Here is a 14,370-nt window from a genome sequence, read left to right as displayed (position 1 = left end):
AGTGATGTGAGTCGTCCCGACGACCCACATCACTCACCAGGCGCAGCCCTCAGTAGACCCTCAGTAGACGAGGAGCACGAAGCCGTCGCCCGGGTCGGTGCTCGGCGTGATGCGGGCGCCCATCAGGGCGGCGTCGGTGCAGGAGTCGCCGGCGCCTCCGCCGCCGCCCGCGCCGAACTCGCCGCCGTGGCTGCCGTACTCGCCGCCGTGCAGGCAGCCGCCTCCGCCGCCCCCGCCGCCCCCGCCGGTGGACGAGGTCCCGCCGTTGCCGCCGTCGATGCCGGACCGGCGGGCGCCCGCCCCGCCACCGCCGCCCTCACCGAGGTCGCCCTCGCCGCGGGCACCGCCCCGCGCGCCGTCGCGCCCCGCCCCGAAGCCGGCCTGCCCGCCGGCGCCGCCGGCGTAGCGCGAGCCGTTCGGCGCCCCGGTCGCGGTGCTGCCCCCGGCGCCACCTCCGCCGCCGGCGACGAGCAGCGACGTGTCGCCGTCGCGGACCGCGCTGGCGCCGCCGCCCCCGCCGCCGTCGTCGGAGTCCGCGGGGCTCGCCGTGCCGCGGGACCCGCCGTGCCCCCGCCCGTACCCGGCGCCCCGGTTGCCGTCGCACCCGGTCGTGATCTCGAGACCGGTCCGCCCGGACACGTCGAGGTCGCCGGCGACCCGCGCGCCGTGTCCCGGTTCGTGGCCGGAGGTGGCGCCCGTGGGACGGCCTCCCTCGGCGCCGACGGCGATCGCGTAGATCCGCCCGACCCCCGTGGGGATCGGCCAGCGGAAGGGGCTGCGCGAGCAGTCGACGCGCCGGCTGCCGGTGTAGCGCCGCAGCGTGACCGTGCCGTCCCCGTTGCCGGCGACGCCGCTGTACGCGAGGGCGCGGGCGCCGCCGCCCACCGCGGACCGCCCGCCGCCGCCTCCACCGGCACCGCCGCAGATCCCCGCGCCGGTGGTGCCGCCGCCTCCGCCGCGCGTGACCCCGCCGCCCCCGCCGCCCCCGCCGGCGCCCAGGTAGCCGGTCTGGCCCGCGTCGCCGCGCGTCGTCCGGGCACCGCCGCCCGGTCCGCCGCCGCCCTGGAAACCGACCTGGACGTGGCGGCGGGTCCCGATGTAGCAGGCCCCGATCCCGTCCTCGCCGTCGTCCGCCGGCAGGCCTCCCGCGCCGCCGCCACCGCCCCGGGTGCCGTTGTTGCCGCCGCCCCCGCCGCCGCCGCCCGCGACGACCAGCGGTGTCGTGCCGTCGAGCACCGCGCTGGCCGCGCCCCCGGCGGCGCCGTCGTACGCGGTGTAGCCACGTCCCCGCGAGCCGCCGTCGGCGAGGCCGCGCCCGACCGCGTCGGCACCCCCGCGGGTGCCCGGCCACACGGTGAGCACCTGCCCGTCCCGCACGGGGAACTCGGCGATCGTCTCGCCGCCCCCACCCCCGCCGCCCCCGCGCTCGGAGCCCGGCGAGCCGCCCTGTCCGCCGGTCACGAAGGCGACCACGCGGCCGATCCCGGGCGGGACCCGGACGCCGACCCGACCGCCCGCGGCGGTGAGGGTGCAGCCCGTCGGCGCGGTGAGGTCGCACGCGACGATCGGCGGCGGCGTCGCGCCCGGGGGCGTGGTGGCCGCCCCCTCCGCCACCGCGCCCGCGGAGAGCAGCGCCACCGCGGCGCCCACCACCGCGAGCCGGGTCCGGCGCCCGGCCGGACGGCGACGGTGCCGGGCGCGACCGGACCTGAACATGGAGAGCCCCCATCACGAAGCGTTCGAGGCGGCTTCGTGATCACCGGAGCCGTCGACGCCCTCAACGAGCGTCGACGCGGGCCCTCCCGGAGATCCACTCGGACGAGTGGTTTCGTCCCTCCTGCCCGGTCAGCGGCCCTTCCACTGCGGGGCGCGCTTCTCGGCGAACGCGGCGGCGCCCTCGCGGGCGTCCTCGCTGTTCAGCACCGGCCCGAGGATTGTGCCCTGGCGCTCCCACATCTCGCCGGCCGTCCACGACGCCGACTCGACGATCACCTGCTTGCTCGCCCGCACCGCGAGCGGGCCGTTGGCGCCGATCCGGCCGGCCAGCTCGCGGGCGCCGTCGAGCGCGCCGCCGGGGGCGGTCAGGTGGTTGACCAGGCCCCAGCGCTGCGCGTCGGCGGCGGAGATCGGGTCGCCGGTGAGCGCGAGCTCCATCGCGACAGTGCGCGGGATCCGCGCGGGCAGCCGCATCAGGCCGCCGGCCGCGGCGGCGAGCCCCCGCTTGACCTCCGGGATCCCGAAGCTCGCCTCCTCCGAGGCCACGACGAGGTCGCAGGACAGCGCCAGCTCGCAGCCGCCGGCGAGCGCCGGGCCCTCGACCGCGGCGATCAGCGGCTTCGACGGCGGGCGCTGCGTGATGCCGGCGAACCCGCGGTCCCCGATGTGCGGGCGCTCGCCGCGCAGGAACGCCTTGAGGTCCATCCCGGCGCTGAAGAACCCGCCCGCGCCGGTGAGGATGCCGGTCACGAGCTCGTCGTCGCCGTCGAGCTCGTCGAGGGCGTCGGCGATCCCCTGGGCGACGGCGGTGTTGACCGAGTTCCGGGCCTTCGGCCGGTCGATGGTGATGACCAGCGTGGTGCCCTCCCGCTCGGTGCGCAGGACGACCTCGTCGTCGGACGCGGGGGCGGTCACCGCGGCGCCATCCGGATCGCGCCGTCGAGGCGGATCGTCTCGCCGTTGAGCATCGGGTTCTGCAGCATCGAGACCGCCATCTGCCCGTACTCGGCGGGGTCGCCGAGGCGGCGCGGGTTGGGCACCGAGTCGCCGAGCGCCTTGCGGACGTCCTCGGACAGCGTCGCGAACAGCGGGGTGTCGAACAGCCCGGGCGCGATCGTGTTGACGCGGACCAGCTTGGAGGCGAGGTCGCGTGCGGCGCACAAGGTCATCGACACGACGCCGCCCTTCGACGCCGAGTAGGCCATCTGCCCGATCTGGCCCTCGAACGCGGCCACCGACGCCGTCATGATCATCGCGCCGCGCTCGCCGTCCACGGGCTCGGTGCGGGCGATCGCCGCGCCGCCGAGGCGCAGGGCGTTGAACGAGCCGAACAGGTTCACGCGGATGACCCGCTCGAAGGCCTCCATGTCGCCCGGGTCGCCGTTCTTCTCCACGACGCGGGTCAGGCTCCCGATGCCGGCGCAGTGCACGAGCGCGCGGAACGGGCCGGCGGCCTCGGCCGCGGCGACCGCGGAGCCCAGGGCGTCGGCGTCGGTGACGTCGGCGGCCACGAACTCGCCCCCGAGGTCGGCGGCGACCTCCTTGCCGTTCGACGACGGGAGGTCCGCGACGACGACGCGCCCGCCGGCGGCGGTGATCGCCTTCGCGGTGGCCAGCCCGAGGCCGGACGCGCCGCCGGTGACGAGGGCCGAGACGCCCTGCAAGTCCATGATCAGGTCCCTTCGGTGGACGGGGTGACGTGGCCCGCACCATAAACGGTCAGGCTTGACCGTGTCACCGGGCGCGGCTGCCCGTACGGGTCCCGGTCACGAGCGCGGCGACCACGGCGACGAGCAGCGTGATCCCGGCGGCCGCCCCGACCGCGGCCGCCGGCGCGACCCGGTCGATGAGCACGCCCGCGAGCGGCGAGGCGACCGTGGCGCCGACCATCAGCGCCGAGCCGTGCAGGCCCGTCGCGACGCCCCGGGCGTCGTCGGGGGCCAGGCGCCCCACGGTCTCGGCCGCCGCGGCGAGCGCGGGCGCGCAGAACGCCCCGGCCGGCACGAGCAGCAGCGTCAGCGTCCACCACGGCCCGCCGAGCGCGACCGGGAGCGACCCGAGCGCGAGCAGCCCGAGCAGGACCGCGGTCGGCGGCGGGCGCCGTGCCGCCCCGTAGATCCAGCCGCCCACCAGCGACGCCGCGCACCAGACGGTGTTGGCGAGCGCGAACCACGCGGTCTCGTCCCGCGCGGTGAGCATCGCGACCACGGACAGCTCGGTGGCCGTGAGCATGAGGATCGCGGCGGCCGTCGAACCGAGGGCGACGAGCATCGCGCCGCGCAGCCACGTCCGCACCGGCGGCGCCGGACGCTCGCCGGGCCGCGCCCCGCCGGCGCGGACCGGCGGGTCGAGCCACCCGAGCGCGACGGTGGCGAGGACGAACGCCGCGCCGACGAGCCACGGGCCGGTGCCGGGCAGCGCGAGCACCACGAGCGTCCCGAGGGCCGGGCCGACGGCGTAGGCGACCTCGGTGGACATCGCGTCGAGGGCGAAGGCGGGGCGCTGGTGCCCGGCCGGCACCGACGCGGCGAGCGACTGGCGCACCACGGCGAACGCCGGCGGCGCCAGCAGCCCGGCGGCGAGCGCGGCGGGGACCAGCGCGGTGGCGTCGAGGAGCGGGACGCAGCCCCAGAACACGGCCTGCGCGAGCCCGCAGAGCACGAGCACCGGGCGCAGGCCGTGGCGGTCGACCAGGCGGCCCACGACCGGTGCGCCGAGCGCGATGCCGGCGGTGATCGCGCCGCCGACCAGCCCGGCCGCGGCGAAGCCCTCGTCGAGCCCGATCGCGACGTGCAGGGTGAGGACGACGCCCGTGGCGGTCACGGGCAGGCGCGCGGCGAACCCGACGACGTAGAGCGGAGCGAGGCCGGGGAGCCCGAGCACCGCCCGGTAGGTGGCGACGCTCCCGCCGACCGCACCCGCCACGCGTCCATCATCACCCACGCGGGCAGGTCGTTTCCCGGGCGAGGGCCACGGGGCACCTGCGACGCATGACCGAGCCGCCCGTCCTCCCCACCGCCACCTACGCCGTCACCGGCGCGTCCGGCCACCTCGGGCGCCTCGCCGTGGACGCCCTGCTGCGCCGCGGCGTCCCGGCACGCAACGTCTTCGCCCTGGTCCGCCGCCCCGACAAGGCCGGCGACCTCGCCGATCTCGGCGTCGGGGTGCGCGAGGCCGACTACGACCGGCCCGAGACCCTCGATGCGGCGCTCGAGGGCATCGAGCGGCTGCTGCTCGTGTCGAGCCCGACCGTCGGCAACCGCGTCGAGCAGCACACGAACGTCCTGCGCGCGGCGGACGCCGCCGACGTCGGGTTCGTCGTCTACACGAGCGTGCTGCACGCCGACGAGACCGAGCTGGTCCTCGCGCCCGAGCACGCCGCCACCGAGGACGCGCTGCAGGGCTCGGGTCTGCCGTTCGCCGTGGCGCGCAACGGCTGGTACACGGAGAACTACACCGGCCGCCTCGACGAGTACCTCGCGCGCGGCGAGATCGTCGGCGCCTCGGGGGACGGGCGGGTGTCCGCCGCGACCCGCGCCGACTACGCCGAGGCCGCGGTGTCGCTGCTGACGGGCGACATCGCCGACCAGCAGGGCTACTGGGAGCTCGGCGGGCCCGCGTTCACGATGGCCGACCTGGCCGCGACGATCACCGAGGTCACGGGCACCGACGTCTCCTACCGGGACCTCGCGCCCGAGGAGTTCGCCGACGGCCTGCGCCGCGCGGGGATGGACGAGGACACCGCCGCGTTCGTCACCGCGCTCGAGACCTCGGCGGCCGAGGGCGAGCTGGCGACCGACAGCCCGGCGCTGGAGAACCTCCTGGGGCGCGCGCCGACGCCGCTCGTCGACGCCGTCCGGGCGGCCCGCCTGTAACTTCCGGGGCATGGAGACCTTGCACGGGCGCGAGGAGCTCCTCGCGTCGCTGGGCCGCGAGCTCGGGCCGGGGGAGTGGCTGGAGATCGGCCAGGACCGCATCGACGGGTTCGCCGACGTCACCGGCGACCACCAGTGGATCCACATCGACCCCGAGCGCGCGGCCTCCGGGCCCTTCGGCGCGACGGTCGCCCACGGGTTCCTGACGCTGTCGCTCGTGCCGCTGCTGCTCGACGGGATCCGCCGGGTCGAGGGCACGACGATGGGCCTGAACTACGGGCTGGAGCGCGTCCGGTTCCCGTCCGCGGTGCGCTCCGGCACGCGGGTCCGGGCGCGCTCGACGCTCGTCGACGCCACCGACGTCGGCGACGGCGGGCTCCAGCTCGTCACCCGCGTGACCATCGAGGTCGAGGGCTCGGAGAAGCCCGCCTGCGTGGCGGACCTCGTGACCCGCGCCTACTTCTGAGCGGTCACGCGACGGGGCGCACGGCCGGCGGGTCGAGGAAGCGGGTGTCGACCCCGACCTGCCGGTCGGGGTGCGCCTGGAGGAAGCCGCGCACGAGCGGGCACAGCGGGACGATCCGGTAGCCGCGGTCGCGCAGGAGGTCCAGGGCCCCGTCGAGCAGCGCGGTGACGGCGTCCTCGTCGGCGCCGTCGAGCTGGGTGAACGCGAGGACCGCGGCGTCCGCGCGCAGGCCGTACTCGACGAACCCGAGTGCCCTGCCCGCGCGACTCACCTCGACGCGCGTGCGCACGGGGTCGTAGGCGATCTCGAACGCCTGCTCCATGCGCGGTCCCCCGACCCTGTGTACGCCTTCGGACACTCAGCGTCGTCGGTGCGGCCGGTCGGCGCAAGAGTGCCGTCACTACAGCGGGTGATCCCGTGACCGCGGAGAGGCGGACGGGCCGTGCGGTGCGACGACCGGCCGCTCGGCACACGATCGGGTCACCCGACCGGATCGTCCGGGGGCGTGCGGTTGGTGCCGACGACCGAGGGGTAACTCACGCCTACCGGTCCGCAGCGGAGCGTGACCGGGCGAGGAGGTGGTCGTCATGGACGCCACGCCCACCGCCATCTGGCGGAGCCCCGCGGACGTCACGGTCGACCCCTCGGCCACGTCCCTCCCGTTCCCTTCCTGGTGGCTCACCGCCACCGACCTCGTGCGCGCCTCGGTCGAGACGGCCGCGTGGCACACCGTCCGTCACGTCCTGCCCGGCGGCGGACGCGGCGACGGCCGCCCGGTGCTCGTGATCCCCGGGTTCCTGACGAGCGACATCACCACCGCCGCCCTGCGCGCCCACCTGCGCAGCCGCGGCTTCCACACCCACCGCTGGACGCTGGGGCTCAACCACGGCTTCACCGACGCGATCCTCGACGGGCTCATCGACCGTCTCGACGACCTGCACGCCCGCCACGGGCGCCCGGTGGCGATCGTCGGGTGGAGCCTGGGCGGCCTCATGGCCCGCTGGCTCGCGCAGCTGCGTCCCGACGCCGTCGAGCGGATCATCTGCCTCGGCTCGCCGTGGCGCGCCGAGGCCGAGGAGAACCGCGTCACCGGCGCCTTCCGGGCCGCCGAGCGGCACTGGGGCTTCTCCGCCGACACCGAGGCGGTGATCGACCTGATCCGCCGGCCGGTGCCCGTGCGGTCGGTCGCGGTGTACTCGCCGTTCGACGGCCTCCTCCACGGCGAGGGCTGCCGGCAGGACGACGGGGACCTCTGCGAGAACGTCGTCGTCCCGGGCAGCCACTGCGGGCTGACCCACAATCCCGCCGCGCTCGTCGCGGTCGCCGACCGCCTCGAGGTCCCGCTCGACCGGTGGCGGCCGTTCCGGTGGTCGCAGGCCGTGTCGCACGGGCTGTCCGGTGCGGGGAAGGACCGTTCCGGGCGTCCGTGGACGCCCGAGGCGGTGCCGGCGCCGCTGGCCTCTGCGGCCTGAAGCCCCTGCGGTTGCCCGCAACCGTTCCCCGGCACACCCCGTCGCCGGGGAGACGGGGATCTCACACCGACGCACGCCGACGAGGTGTACGACAGTCGGTAGGAGGTGTGCATCAATGGCCGATGTGTCCCGGCTCCCGTGGGCGATCACCGACCACTGGGACTGGCAGCGCCACGCCGCCTGTCGCGGCATGAACTCGGAGCTCTTCTTCCATCCCGACGGCGAGCGTGACCCCAAGCGCAGCCGGCGCGTGGCGGAGGCCGCGCGCATCTGCGCCGGGTGCCCCGTGCAGGAGCCGTGCCGCGCGTGGGCGCGGCGGGTGAACGAGCCCTACGGCATCTGGGGCGGCGAGAGCGAGCAGGAACGCCGCGCGTACCTGGCGCACAGCGACCACGGCTGAGCCCGTGCCAGGCTGGTGACCATGGACAAGCCCGCGGTGTGGGCCCGTGGTCGCCTCGCCGACGGCGACGGTCGCGTCGTCTGTGTCGACGTGAACGGGCTGTCGGTGAACTGCACGGTGCCGGCGGAGCACGGCGAGCCCGACGGGGCGACCTCGTTCGGGCTGCTCGCCGCCGCGCTCTCGTCGTGCACCGCGATGTCGGTGCGGACCTTCCTCCAGCGCTGGGAGGTCGACGGCTCGGCGGTCGAGGTCGACGTCTCGTTCGAGCCCGGCCCGCCGGCGGTCCTGCACCGGCGGGTGTCGCTCGCCGGCGACCTCGACACCGACCGGCGCGCCCAGCTCTCGGCCGTCGTCGACAGCACGCCGGTGACGATCCTGCTGCGCGACGCGCTGGTGATCGTCACGCGGCTGGACGTCACCGCTCCCGAGAGCTGAGTCAACGATCGACTCGACCGTCCCCGGCCCTCGGAATACCAGAGCCACTTCAACACTTGTAGCTGCTATCAAGCACGAGTGATGGGGTGACGAGATGACCGAGCTGTTGCTGGTCCCCGTCGACGACAACGTGGTCTTCCCGGGCATGACCGTGGTGATCCCGGCCGCGGAGGTCGGGCCCGTCGAGGCGGGCGAGCAGGTCCTGCTCGTCCCGCGGCACGAGGGCACGTTCGCCGGAGTGGGCACGGTCGCCGACGTCAGCGAGCGCACCCGCCTGCCCAACGGCGTGACCGCCGTCCAGCTGACCGGTGTCGGCCGCGGGCGGGCGGGGTCGGGACGGACCGACGACGAGGGCCGCCTGCGCGTCGACGTGACGGCCCACCCGGACGCCACGGAGCGCGACGGGCGGATCCGCGAGCTGGAGAGCACGTACCGCGCGGTGGTCGAGGAGGTCCTCGAGCTGCGCGGTGACGACGGCCGCGGTGCCGCCTTCCTCCGCGGCATCGACGAGCCGGGCGCGCTGGCCGACACGGCCGGCTGGGCGCCCGAGATTCCCTACGACGAGAAGGTGTCCCTGCTGGGGACGCTCGACGTCCGCGAGCGCCTCGAGCTCGCCCTGCGCCTGCAGCGCGAGCGGCTCGCGGAGCTGCAGGTGCGCAAGTCGCTGCGCGAGGACGTCGAGTCCGGCGCGGCGAAGCAGCAGCGCGAGTACGTGCTGCGCCGCCAGCTGGAGGCGATCCGCAAGGAGCTCGGTGAGGGCCCTGACGGCGGAGCCGAGAGCGGCGACGACTACCGCGCGAAGATCGCCGAGGCCGGCATGCCCGACCACGTGCGCGAGCAGGCCGAGCGCGAGCTCGCCCGCCTCGAGCGCAGCGGCGAGCAGTCGGGCGAGTCGTCGATGATCCGGACCTACCTCGACTGGCTGCTGGCGCTGCCGTGGTCGGAGCGCTCCGACGAGCAGCTCGACCCGATCGCGGCCCGCACGGTGCTCGACGCCGACCACACCGGCCTCGAGGACGTGAAGGACCGCATCGTCGAGAACCTGGCCGTCCGCAAGCTGCGCCGCGACCGCGGCGTCGAGGACGACAAGAAGGCGGGGACGATCCTGACGCTGGTCGGTCCCCCGGGCACCGGCAAGACGTCGATCGGCGAGTCCGTCGCCCGCGCGATGGGCCGCAAGTTCGTCCGGATGTCGCTCGGCGGCGTCCGCGACGAGGCCGAGATCCGCGGTCACCGGCGGACCTACGTCGGCGCCCTGCCGGGCCGGCTGGTGCGGGCCATGCGGGACGCGGGCACGATGAACCCGGTGATCCTGCTCGACGAGGTGGACAAGGTCGGCGCCGACTGGCGCGGCGACCCGTCCGCCGCGCTGCTCGAGGTGCTCGACCCGGCGCAGAACCACGCGTTCCGCGACCACTACCTCGACGTCGAGATCGACCTGTCGCAGGTGGTGTTCCTGGCGACGGCCAACCAGCTCGACACGATCCCGGGCCCGTTGCTCGACCGCATGGAGGTCATCTCCTTCGACGGCTACACCGTCGAGGAGAAGGTCGCGATCGCGCGGGACCACCTGCTGCCGCGGCAGATCCGTGCAGCGGGCCTCACGGACGGTGTCGATGGCGACGTGACCGCGGACGAGTCGGCGCTGCGCCTCGTGGTGTCGGAGTACACCCGCGAGTCCGGCGTCCGGCAGCTCGACCGCGAGCTGGGCAAGCTGACCCGCAAGATCGCGACCGAGATCGCGTCCGGCTCGGACGCGGTCGTCGTCGACACCGAGGTGGTGCGCAAGCACCTCGGACGGCAGCGGGTCTTCACCGAGGCCGTCGAGCGGACCGCGGTCCCCGGCGTCGCGACCGGCATGGCCGTGACCGGCGCGGGCGGCGACGTCCTGTTCATCGAGGCCGCCGCCATGAAGGGCGAGGAGGGACTGGTCCTCACCGGCCAGCTCGGCGACGTCATGAAGGAGTCGGCCCGGATCGCCCTGTCGTGGGTGCGCTCGCACGCCGCGGAGCTGGGCATCGCCGAGGACGCGTTCACGGGGCGCTCGTTCCACGTGCACGTCCCCGCGGGCGCGATCCCGAAGGACGGGCCGTCGGCCGGCGTCACCATGGCGACGGCGCTGGTCTCGCTCCTGACGGGCCGTCCCGTCCGGCACACCGTCGCGATGACGGGGGAGCTGACCCTGCAGGGCCGGGTCCTGCCGATCGGCGGGGTGAAGCAGAAGGTGCTGGCCGCGCACGCGGCGGGCCTGACGCAGATCGTCGTCCCGGAGCGCAACCGCGCCGACCTCGACGACGTCCCTGCCGACGTGGCCGCGCAGCTGGAGTTCCACCCGTCGATGACCATCAACGAGGTCCTCTCGGTGGCGCTCGAGCCGGCGACCGACCCGGCTCTCGAGGTGGCCGCCTGACATGTGCTCGCGGGAGCCGGTACCGCCCGAGGTGCGCGCGCTGACGGCACTGCTGGAGCGACGCTGGTCGCTCTCGGTGCTCTACGCCGCGCACCTCGGTGCGGTCCGGTTCTCCGAGTTCGAGCAGGCCCTCGGCCAGGTGCCGCCCGCGACGCTCGCGGCGCGCCTGGCCGATCTCGAGGAAGCCGGTCTCATCGAGCGGCGGGTGCTCGACACCCGCCCGCCCCGCACCGAGTACGGGCTCTCCGCGGAGGGCCGGCGCCTCGCCCCGTTGCTGGAGGCGCTCACGGCCTGCAGTCGGGAGCGGCGTCCCCGCTGACCGGCGGTCACGCTGCGCGATCCGGACGGCGGCGACGTCGACCGGACAGCCGAGCCGGGGTAGCGTCCATCCGTCGTTGGGGGGCGACAGCCGGTGAGCACGGGGGCTCCCGGTCGTGTGCCCCGGCCGGCCGCGAGCCCCTGGAGGACGGACGTGGCGCCTCCGCTGCGGTTGGTCACCGAGGTGCAGCGTCTCGGCGCCGTCGTGGCGATCGCGGCCCTCGTGGTCGTCGTGATCTCCGTGGGCCGCCTGTCCTGGGCCGCCCTCGTGACGATCCCCGAGAGCGACGACCTGCGCACCGGGCTCCTCGCGCTGGAGGACTCCCAGGACGCGGTCATGGGCACCGACTCCCTCCTGCGCGCCTACCTCGCGACCCGCGACCCCTACTTCGTCGCGCAGGCCGCGTCGCGGGCCCCCGAGATCGCCGCGGCGGAGGGGGCGATGCTCGCGTACCTGGACCTGCCGGGGGTCTTCCCGAAGGTCCTCGACCTCGTCACGACGCAGCGCGAGTGGCAGGCCGGCTGGGTCGGCCAGGTGTCCTCGGTGCCCCCCGACCGGATCCCCGGGTTCGTCGCCCGGGGCGACCAGCTCATGGGCGACTACCGCGCCGCGAGCGGCGCCGCGCGGACCGCGCTCCTCGCGGAGATCGACGACCAGGAAGCCATGGTCCGTCTGGTCCAGCGCTCGCTCATCGTCGTGACCGCCCTCGTCGCGGCCGCCGCCCTGGTGGTCGCGCTGCGGGCGCGGCGACGGCTCCTCGCGCACGTCGTCGCCCCGGTGGACGGGCTGCTCGCCGCGGTCCGGGGCATCGGCGAGGGACGCCTGACGCCCCCGGAGCCGGTGGCGGGCTCCGCCGAGCTGGTCGCGCTGCGCGACGGCATCGCGGAGATGACGGTCGCCCTGCGCGCCCAGCAGGAGCAGGCGGCGGCGCAGGCCGAGCGCCTGCAGGTCCGCACCGACCGGCTGCGCACGATCCTGATCATGACGCGCGAGATCGCGGGCAGCCTCAACACCCGCTACGTCATCGACGCCACCGTGCAGGCCGCGGTCGCGGTCACCGACGGGCGCGTCCTGCTGTGGCTGCTGCTCGACGACGGCACGGCGCTCGAGCTGGCGCACGACTCCGACCGCGGGACGGTCTCCCCGATGGAGGAGGACTGCCCGCTGGCCGTCGGGGTGGTCGGGCGCTCGGCCCGCTACGGCCAGATCTCGCGCGGGGACCCCGGCGCGGGGGAGGACCCGGCGGTCGCGGTCCCGATGGTCGTCGGCGCCCGGGTGATCGGCGTCGTGGAGTGCTGGGACTCGCCCGACGGCGAGGTGGACGGGCAGCGGCTGTCGTCGGTGGAGATGCTCGCGACCCTCGCCGGGTCGGCGATCGAGGCGAGTCGCCTGCACGCGGCCACCGAGCGGCTCTCGGAGTTCGACCCGCTCACCCAGCTCGCCAACCGCCGCCGTCTCGGCGTGGACCTGGAGCGGGCGGTGTCCGACGCCAAGAGGTACTCGACCGCGATGTCGGTGATCATCCTGGACCTCGACCACTTCAAGGAGCTCAACGACCGCTACGGCCACCAGCAGGGCGACGTCGTGCTCCAGCAGGTCGCGGGCGTCCTGCGCGCGGCCGTGCACGACGGCGAGGTCGCCTACCGCTGGGGCGGCGAGGAGTTCGCGGTCCTCGTGCCGCGCGGCGGCCCCGACGAGGCGACGGCGCTGGCGGAGCGGCTTCGGGTCCGCGTCGAGGAGGACTTCCGGCGCGGCGACAAGCAGTTGCTCACGGCCTCGTTCGGCGTGGCCGGGCTGCCCGAGCACGCCGGGGACGGCGAGGCCCTGCTCAGCGAGGCCGACCGCGCGCTCTACGCGGCCAAGAACGCCGGCCGCAACCGCGTCCACCGCGCGGGGTGATCGGCTCGTGGGTCCGCGCGGGCCCGGTGACGGCGGCGTTCCTCGCGACGCTCGTCGGGACCCACGTCGTCCTCGCCGCCACGGGCGCGGGCCCGGCGGCGGCCGCGACGGTGCTCCTGCCCCGGCGGGCGGCCGTGCCGGCCGCACTCGTCGGCGCTCGTCGTCGCGGGCCGGCCGCTGCTCGGCGCCGAGTGGACCGGGCGCCGGCCCGACTCCACGTCGGTGGGGCACCTCATCGCCGCCGTGATCGGCTTCGGTGTCGGGCTGGTGGCGCGCCGGCGAGCGGCACGATCCGCAGCTCGGGAGCCGTCCTGATCATGGGTACGGTGCCGGTCGCGGCGGTCGGAACGGCGTCGACGCCCCCGACTATGCTGCCGCTGGCTGGGATGGGCGTCGCTGTACGCCGGACAGTCGGCCCCCGTAGCCCAAACGGCAGCAGGCAGCGGATTCAAAATCCGTACAGTGTGGGTTCGAGTCCCACCGGGGGCACCGCGTCGGCCGTGACCCGTCACGCGTTACCGCCGGGCCGCGTAGCCAGCGTCACCGTCGGGAGGACGCGGTTCGGCGGGTATCCTCCTGAATCGAAACGGCCTGCTCCGACGGTGTCCTGCCGGGGTGGGTCGGCCGTTCCTCCCGCGGTCTCACCGGGGCGGCCCGACGAGGGGCGGCGCACCGAGGCGAGGAACCAGGAGCCGCCATGAGCCAGCCGGCCGACACCATCAGCGAGCCCGAGAGCGCTCCCGGCACCGAGGCCCCGGCCGGTCTGCGCGTGGTGGTCGCCGAGGACGAGGCGCTGATCCGCCTCGACCTGGTCGAGATGCTCCGCGAGGAGGGCTACGAGGTCGTCGGCGAGGCCGGCGACGGCGAGGAGGCCGTGCGCCTCGCCCGCGAGCTCCGGCCGAACCTGATCATGATGGACATCAAGATGCCCGGCACCGACGGGCTCGAGGCCGCGCGCACGATCGCGGGGGAGCGGCTGGCGCCCGTCGTCATGCTCACCGCGTTCAGCCAGCGCGAGCTCGTCGAGTCCGCGCGCGACGCCGGCGCGATGGCCTACCTGGTCAAGCCGTTCTCCAAGACCGACGTGGTGCCCGCCATCGAGCTGGCCGCCTCGCGCTACGCCGAGGTCGCGGCGCTCGAGGAGGAGGTCGCCGGCCTCACCGAGCGGCTGGAGACCCGCAAGGCGGTCGAGCGCGCCAAGGGCCTGCTCATGGCGAAGAAGAAGATGTCGGAGCCCGACGCCTTCCGCTGGATCCAGCGCACCGCCATGGACCGCCGCACCACGATGCGGGCCGTCGCCGACGCCGTGGTCGAGACCTTCGGCTGACGCTACGCAGCGTGCATCACCCGGGTGGGTGACATGCGCTCACCCACGCGC

14 protein-coding genes and 1 tRNA gene are annotated in these 14,370 nt (G+C 75.5%); 10 read left to right on the top strand and 5 right to left on the bottom strand.

What is annotated here, in order from left to right; genetic code table 11:
• Positions 1–60 precede the first annotated feature (60 nt).
• The 4 genes from WCD58_RS01860 to WCD58_RS01845 all read right to left on the bottom strand — a co-directional run bounded on the left by WCD58_RS01860 (position 61) and on the right by WCD58_RS01845 (position 4,641).
• Positions 61–1,716, bottom strand: coding sequence for a hypothetical protein (locus WCD58_RS01860; protein WP_337698924.1), 1,656 nt, complete (start codon positions 1,714–1,716; stop codon positions 61–63).
• A gap of 129 nt (positions 1,717–1,845) precedes the next feature.
• On the bottom strand, positions 1,846–2,631 hold the full coding sequence (locus WCD58_RS01855) for a crotonase/enoyl-CoA hydratase family protein (protein ID WP_337698923.1): 786 nt from the start codon (positions 2,629–2,631) through the stop codon (positions 1,846–1,848).
• Entirely contained in the window at positions 2,628–3,386 is a 759-nt protein-coding gene (locus WCD58_RS01850) for an SDR family NAD(P)-dependent oxidoreductase (protein ID WP_337698922.1), read from the bottom strand. Before WCD58_RS01850 ends, WCD58_RS01855 begins: the two co-directional genes overlap by 4 nt.
• A 64-nt stretch (positions 3,387–3,450) precedes the next feature.
• Positions 3,451–4,641, bottom strand: a complete 1,191-nt coding sequence (locus WCD58_RS01845; protein ID WP_337698921.1) for an MFS transporter — start codon at positions 4,639–4,641, stop codon at positions 3,451–3,453.
• 65 nt (positions 4,642–4,706) lie between these two features.
• On the opposite strand from WCD58_RS01845, the gene WCD58_RS01840 reads away from it, so the two are divergent.
• Positions 4,707–5,591: an SDR family oxidoreductase gene (locus tag WCD58_RS01840; RefSeq protein ID WP_337698920.1), complete on the top strand. Its 885-nt coding sequence runs from the start codon at positions 4,707–4,709 to the stop codon at positions 5,589–5,591.
• A 10-nt stretch (positions 5,592–5,601) separates the two neighbouring features.
• The gene (locus tag WCD58_RS01835) at positions 5,602–6,057 is read left to right on the top strand and encodes a MaoC family dehydratase (protein ID WP_337698919.1); all 456 of its coding nucleotides are present in this window, start codon (positions 5,602–5,604) and stop codon (positions 6,055–6,057) included.
• Between the two features lie 4 nt (positions 6,058–6,061).
• Here the strand turns inward: WCD58_RS01835 and WCD58_RS01830 are convergent, their stop codons facing one another.
• Positions 6,062–6,379, bottom strand: a complete 318-nt coding sequence (locus tag WCD58_RS01830) for an N-acetyltransferase (RefSeq protein WP_337698918.1) — start codon at positions 6,377–6,379, stop codon at positions 6,062–6,064.
• A gap of 265 nt (positions 6,380–6,644) precedes the next feature.
• Between WCD58_RS01830 and WCD58_RS01825 the strand changes: the two genes are divergently transcribed.
• The 8 genes from WCD58_RS01825 (at position 6,645) to WCD58_RS01790 (ending at position 14,319) form a co-directional block, all read left to right on the top strand.
• Positions 6,645–7,529, top strand: coding sequence for an esterase/lipase family protein (locus WCD58_RS01825; RefSeq protein ID WP_337698917.1), 885 nt, complete (start codon positions 6,645–6,647; stop codon positions 7,527–7,529).
• A 115-nt stretch (positions 7,530–7,644) separates the two neighbouring features.
• Positions 7,645–7,929, top strand: a complete 285-nt coding sequence (locus WCD58_RS01820; RefSeq protein WP_337698916.1) for a WhiB family transcriptional regulator — start codon at positions 7,645–7,647, stop codon at positions 7,927–7,929.
• Between the two features lie 21 nt (positions 7,930–7,950).
• A complete protein-coding gene (locus WCD58_RS01815) occupies positions 7,951–8,364 on the top strand; it encodes an OsmC family protein (protein ID WP_337698915.1) in 414 nt (137 codons plus the stop codon).
• A 94-nt stretch (positions 8,365–8,458) separates the two neighbouring features.
• A complete protein-coding gene (gene lon, locus WCD58_RS01810) occupies positions 8,459–10,774 on the top strand; it encodes an endopeptidase La (RefSeq protein WP_337698914.1) in 2,316 nt (771 codons plus the stop codon).
• 1 nt (position 10,775) lies between these two features.
• A complete protein-coding gene (locus WCD58_RS01805) occupies positions 10,776–11,093 on the top strand; it encodes a winged helix-turn-helix transcriptional regulator (protein ID WP_337698913.1) in 318 nt (105 codons plus the stop codon).
• 153 nt (positions 11,094–11,246) lie between these two features.
• Entirely contained in the window at positions 11,247–12,992 is a 1,746-nt protein-coding gene (locus tag WCD58_RS01800; protein WP_337698912.1) for a GGDEF domain-containing protein, read from the top strand.
• 414 nt (positions 12,993–13,406) lie between these two features.
• Positions 13,407–13,481 (top strand) — tRNA-Leu (locus tag WCD58_RS01795).
• A gap of 208 nt (positions 13,482–13,689) precedes the next feature.
• Positions 13,690–14,319 (top strand): ANTAR domain-containing response regulator, encoded by a 630-nt coding sequence (locus WCD58_RS01790; RefSeq protein WP_337698911.1) that lies wholly within the window; start codon positions 13,690–13,692, stop codon positions 14,317–14,319.
• Positions 14,320–14,370 lie beyond the last annotated feature (51 nt).

Source organism: Actinomycetospora flava, from assembly GCF_037400335.1.
In the GTDB taxonomy this organism is placed as follows: Bacteria; Actinomycetota; Actinomycetes; order Mycobacteriales; family Pseudonocardiaceae; genus Actinomycetospora; species Actinomycetospora flava.
This window is presented reverse-complemented; position numbering and strand designations above follow the sequence as displayed.

What these genes read in the sequence shown, in the direction of transcription:
- WCD58_RS01825 (WP_337698917.1), top strand. Translation starts at nt 6,645, where the DNA reads ATGGACGCCACGCCCACCGCCATCTGGCGGAGCCCCGCGGACGTCACG.
- WCD58_RS01815 (WP_337698915.1), top strand. Translation starts at nt 7,951, where the DNA reads ATGGACAAGCCCGCGGTGTGGGCCCGTGGTCGCCTCGCCGACGGCGAC.
- WCD58_RS01805 (WP_337698913.1), top strand. Translation starts at nt 10,776, where the DNA reads ATGTGCTCGCGGGAGCCGGTACCGCCCGAGGTGCGCGCGCTGACGGCA.
- WCD58_RS01835 (WP_337698919.1), top strand. Translation starts at nt 5,602, where the DNA reads ATGGAGACCTTGCACGGGCGCGAGGAGCTCCTCGCGTCGCTGGGCCGC.
- WCD58_RS01860 (WP_337698924.1), bottom strand. Translation starts at nt 1,716, where the DNA reads ATGTTCAGGTCCGGTCGCGCCCGGCACCGTCGCCGTCCGGCCGGGCGC.
- WCD58_RS01790 (WP_337698911.1), top strand. Translation starts at nt 13,690, where the DNA reads ATGAGCCAGCCGGCCGACACCATCAGCGAGCCCGAGAGCGCTCCCGGC.
- WCD58_RS01840 (WP_337698920.1), top strand. Translation starts at nt 4,707, where the DNA reads ATGACCGAGCCGCCCGTCCTCCCCACCGCCACCTACGCCGTCACCGGC.
- lon (WP_337698914.1), top strand. Translation starts at nt 8,459, where the DNA reads ATGACCGAGCTGTTGCTGGTCCCCGTCGACGACAACGTGGTCTTCCCG.
- WCD58_RS01850 (WP_337698922.1), bottom strand. Translation starts at nt 3,386, where the DNA reads ATGGACTTGCAGGGCGTCTCGGCCCTCGTCACCGGCGGCGCGTCCGGC.
- WCD58_RS01820 (WP_337698916.1), top strand. Translation starts at nt 7,645, where the DNA reads ATGGCCGATGTGTCCCGGCTCCCGTGGGCGATCACCGACCACTGGGAC.
- WCD58_RS01830 (WP_337698918.1), bottom strand. Translation starts at nt 6,379, where the DNA reads ATGGAGCAGGCGTTCGAGATCGCCTACGACCCCGTGCGCACGCGCGTC.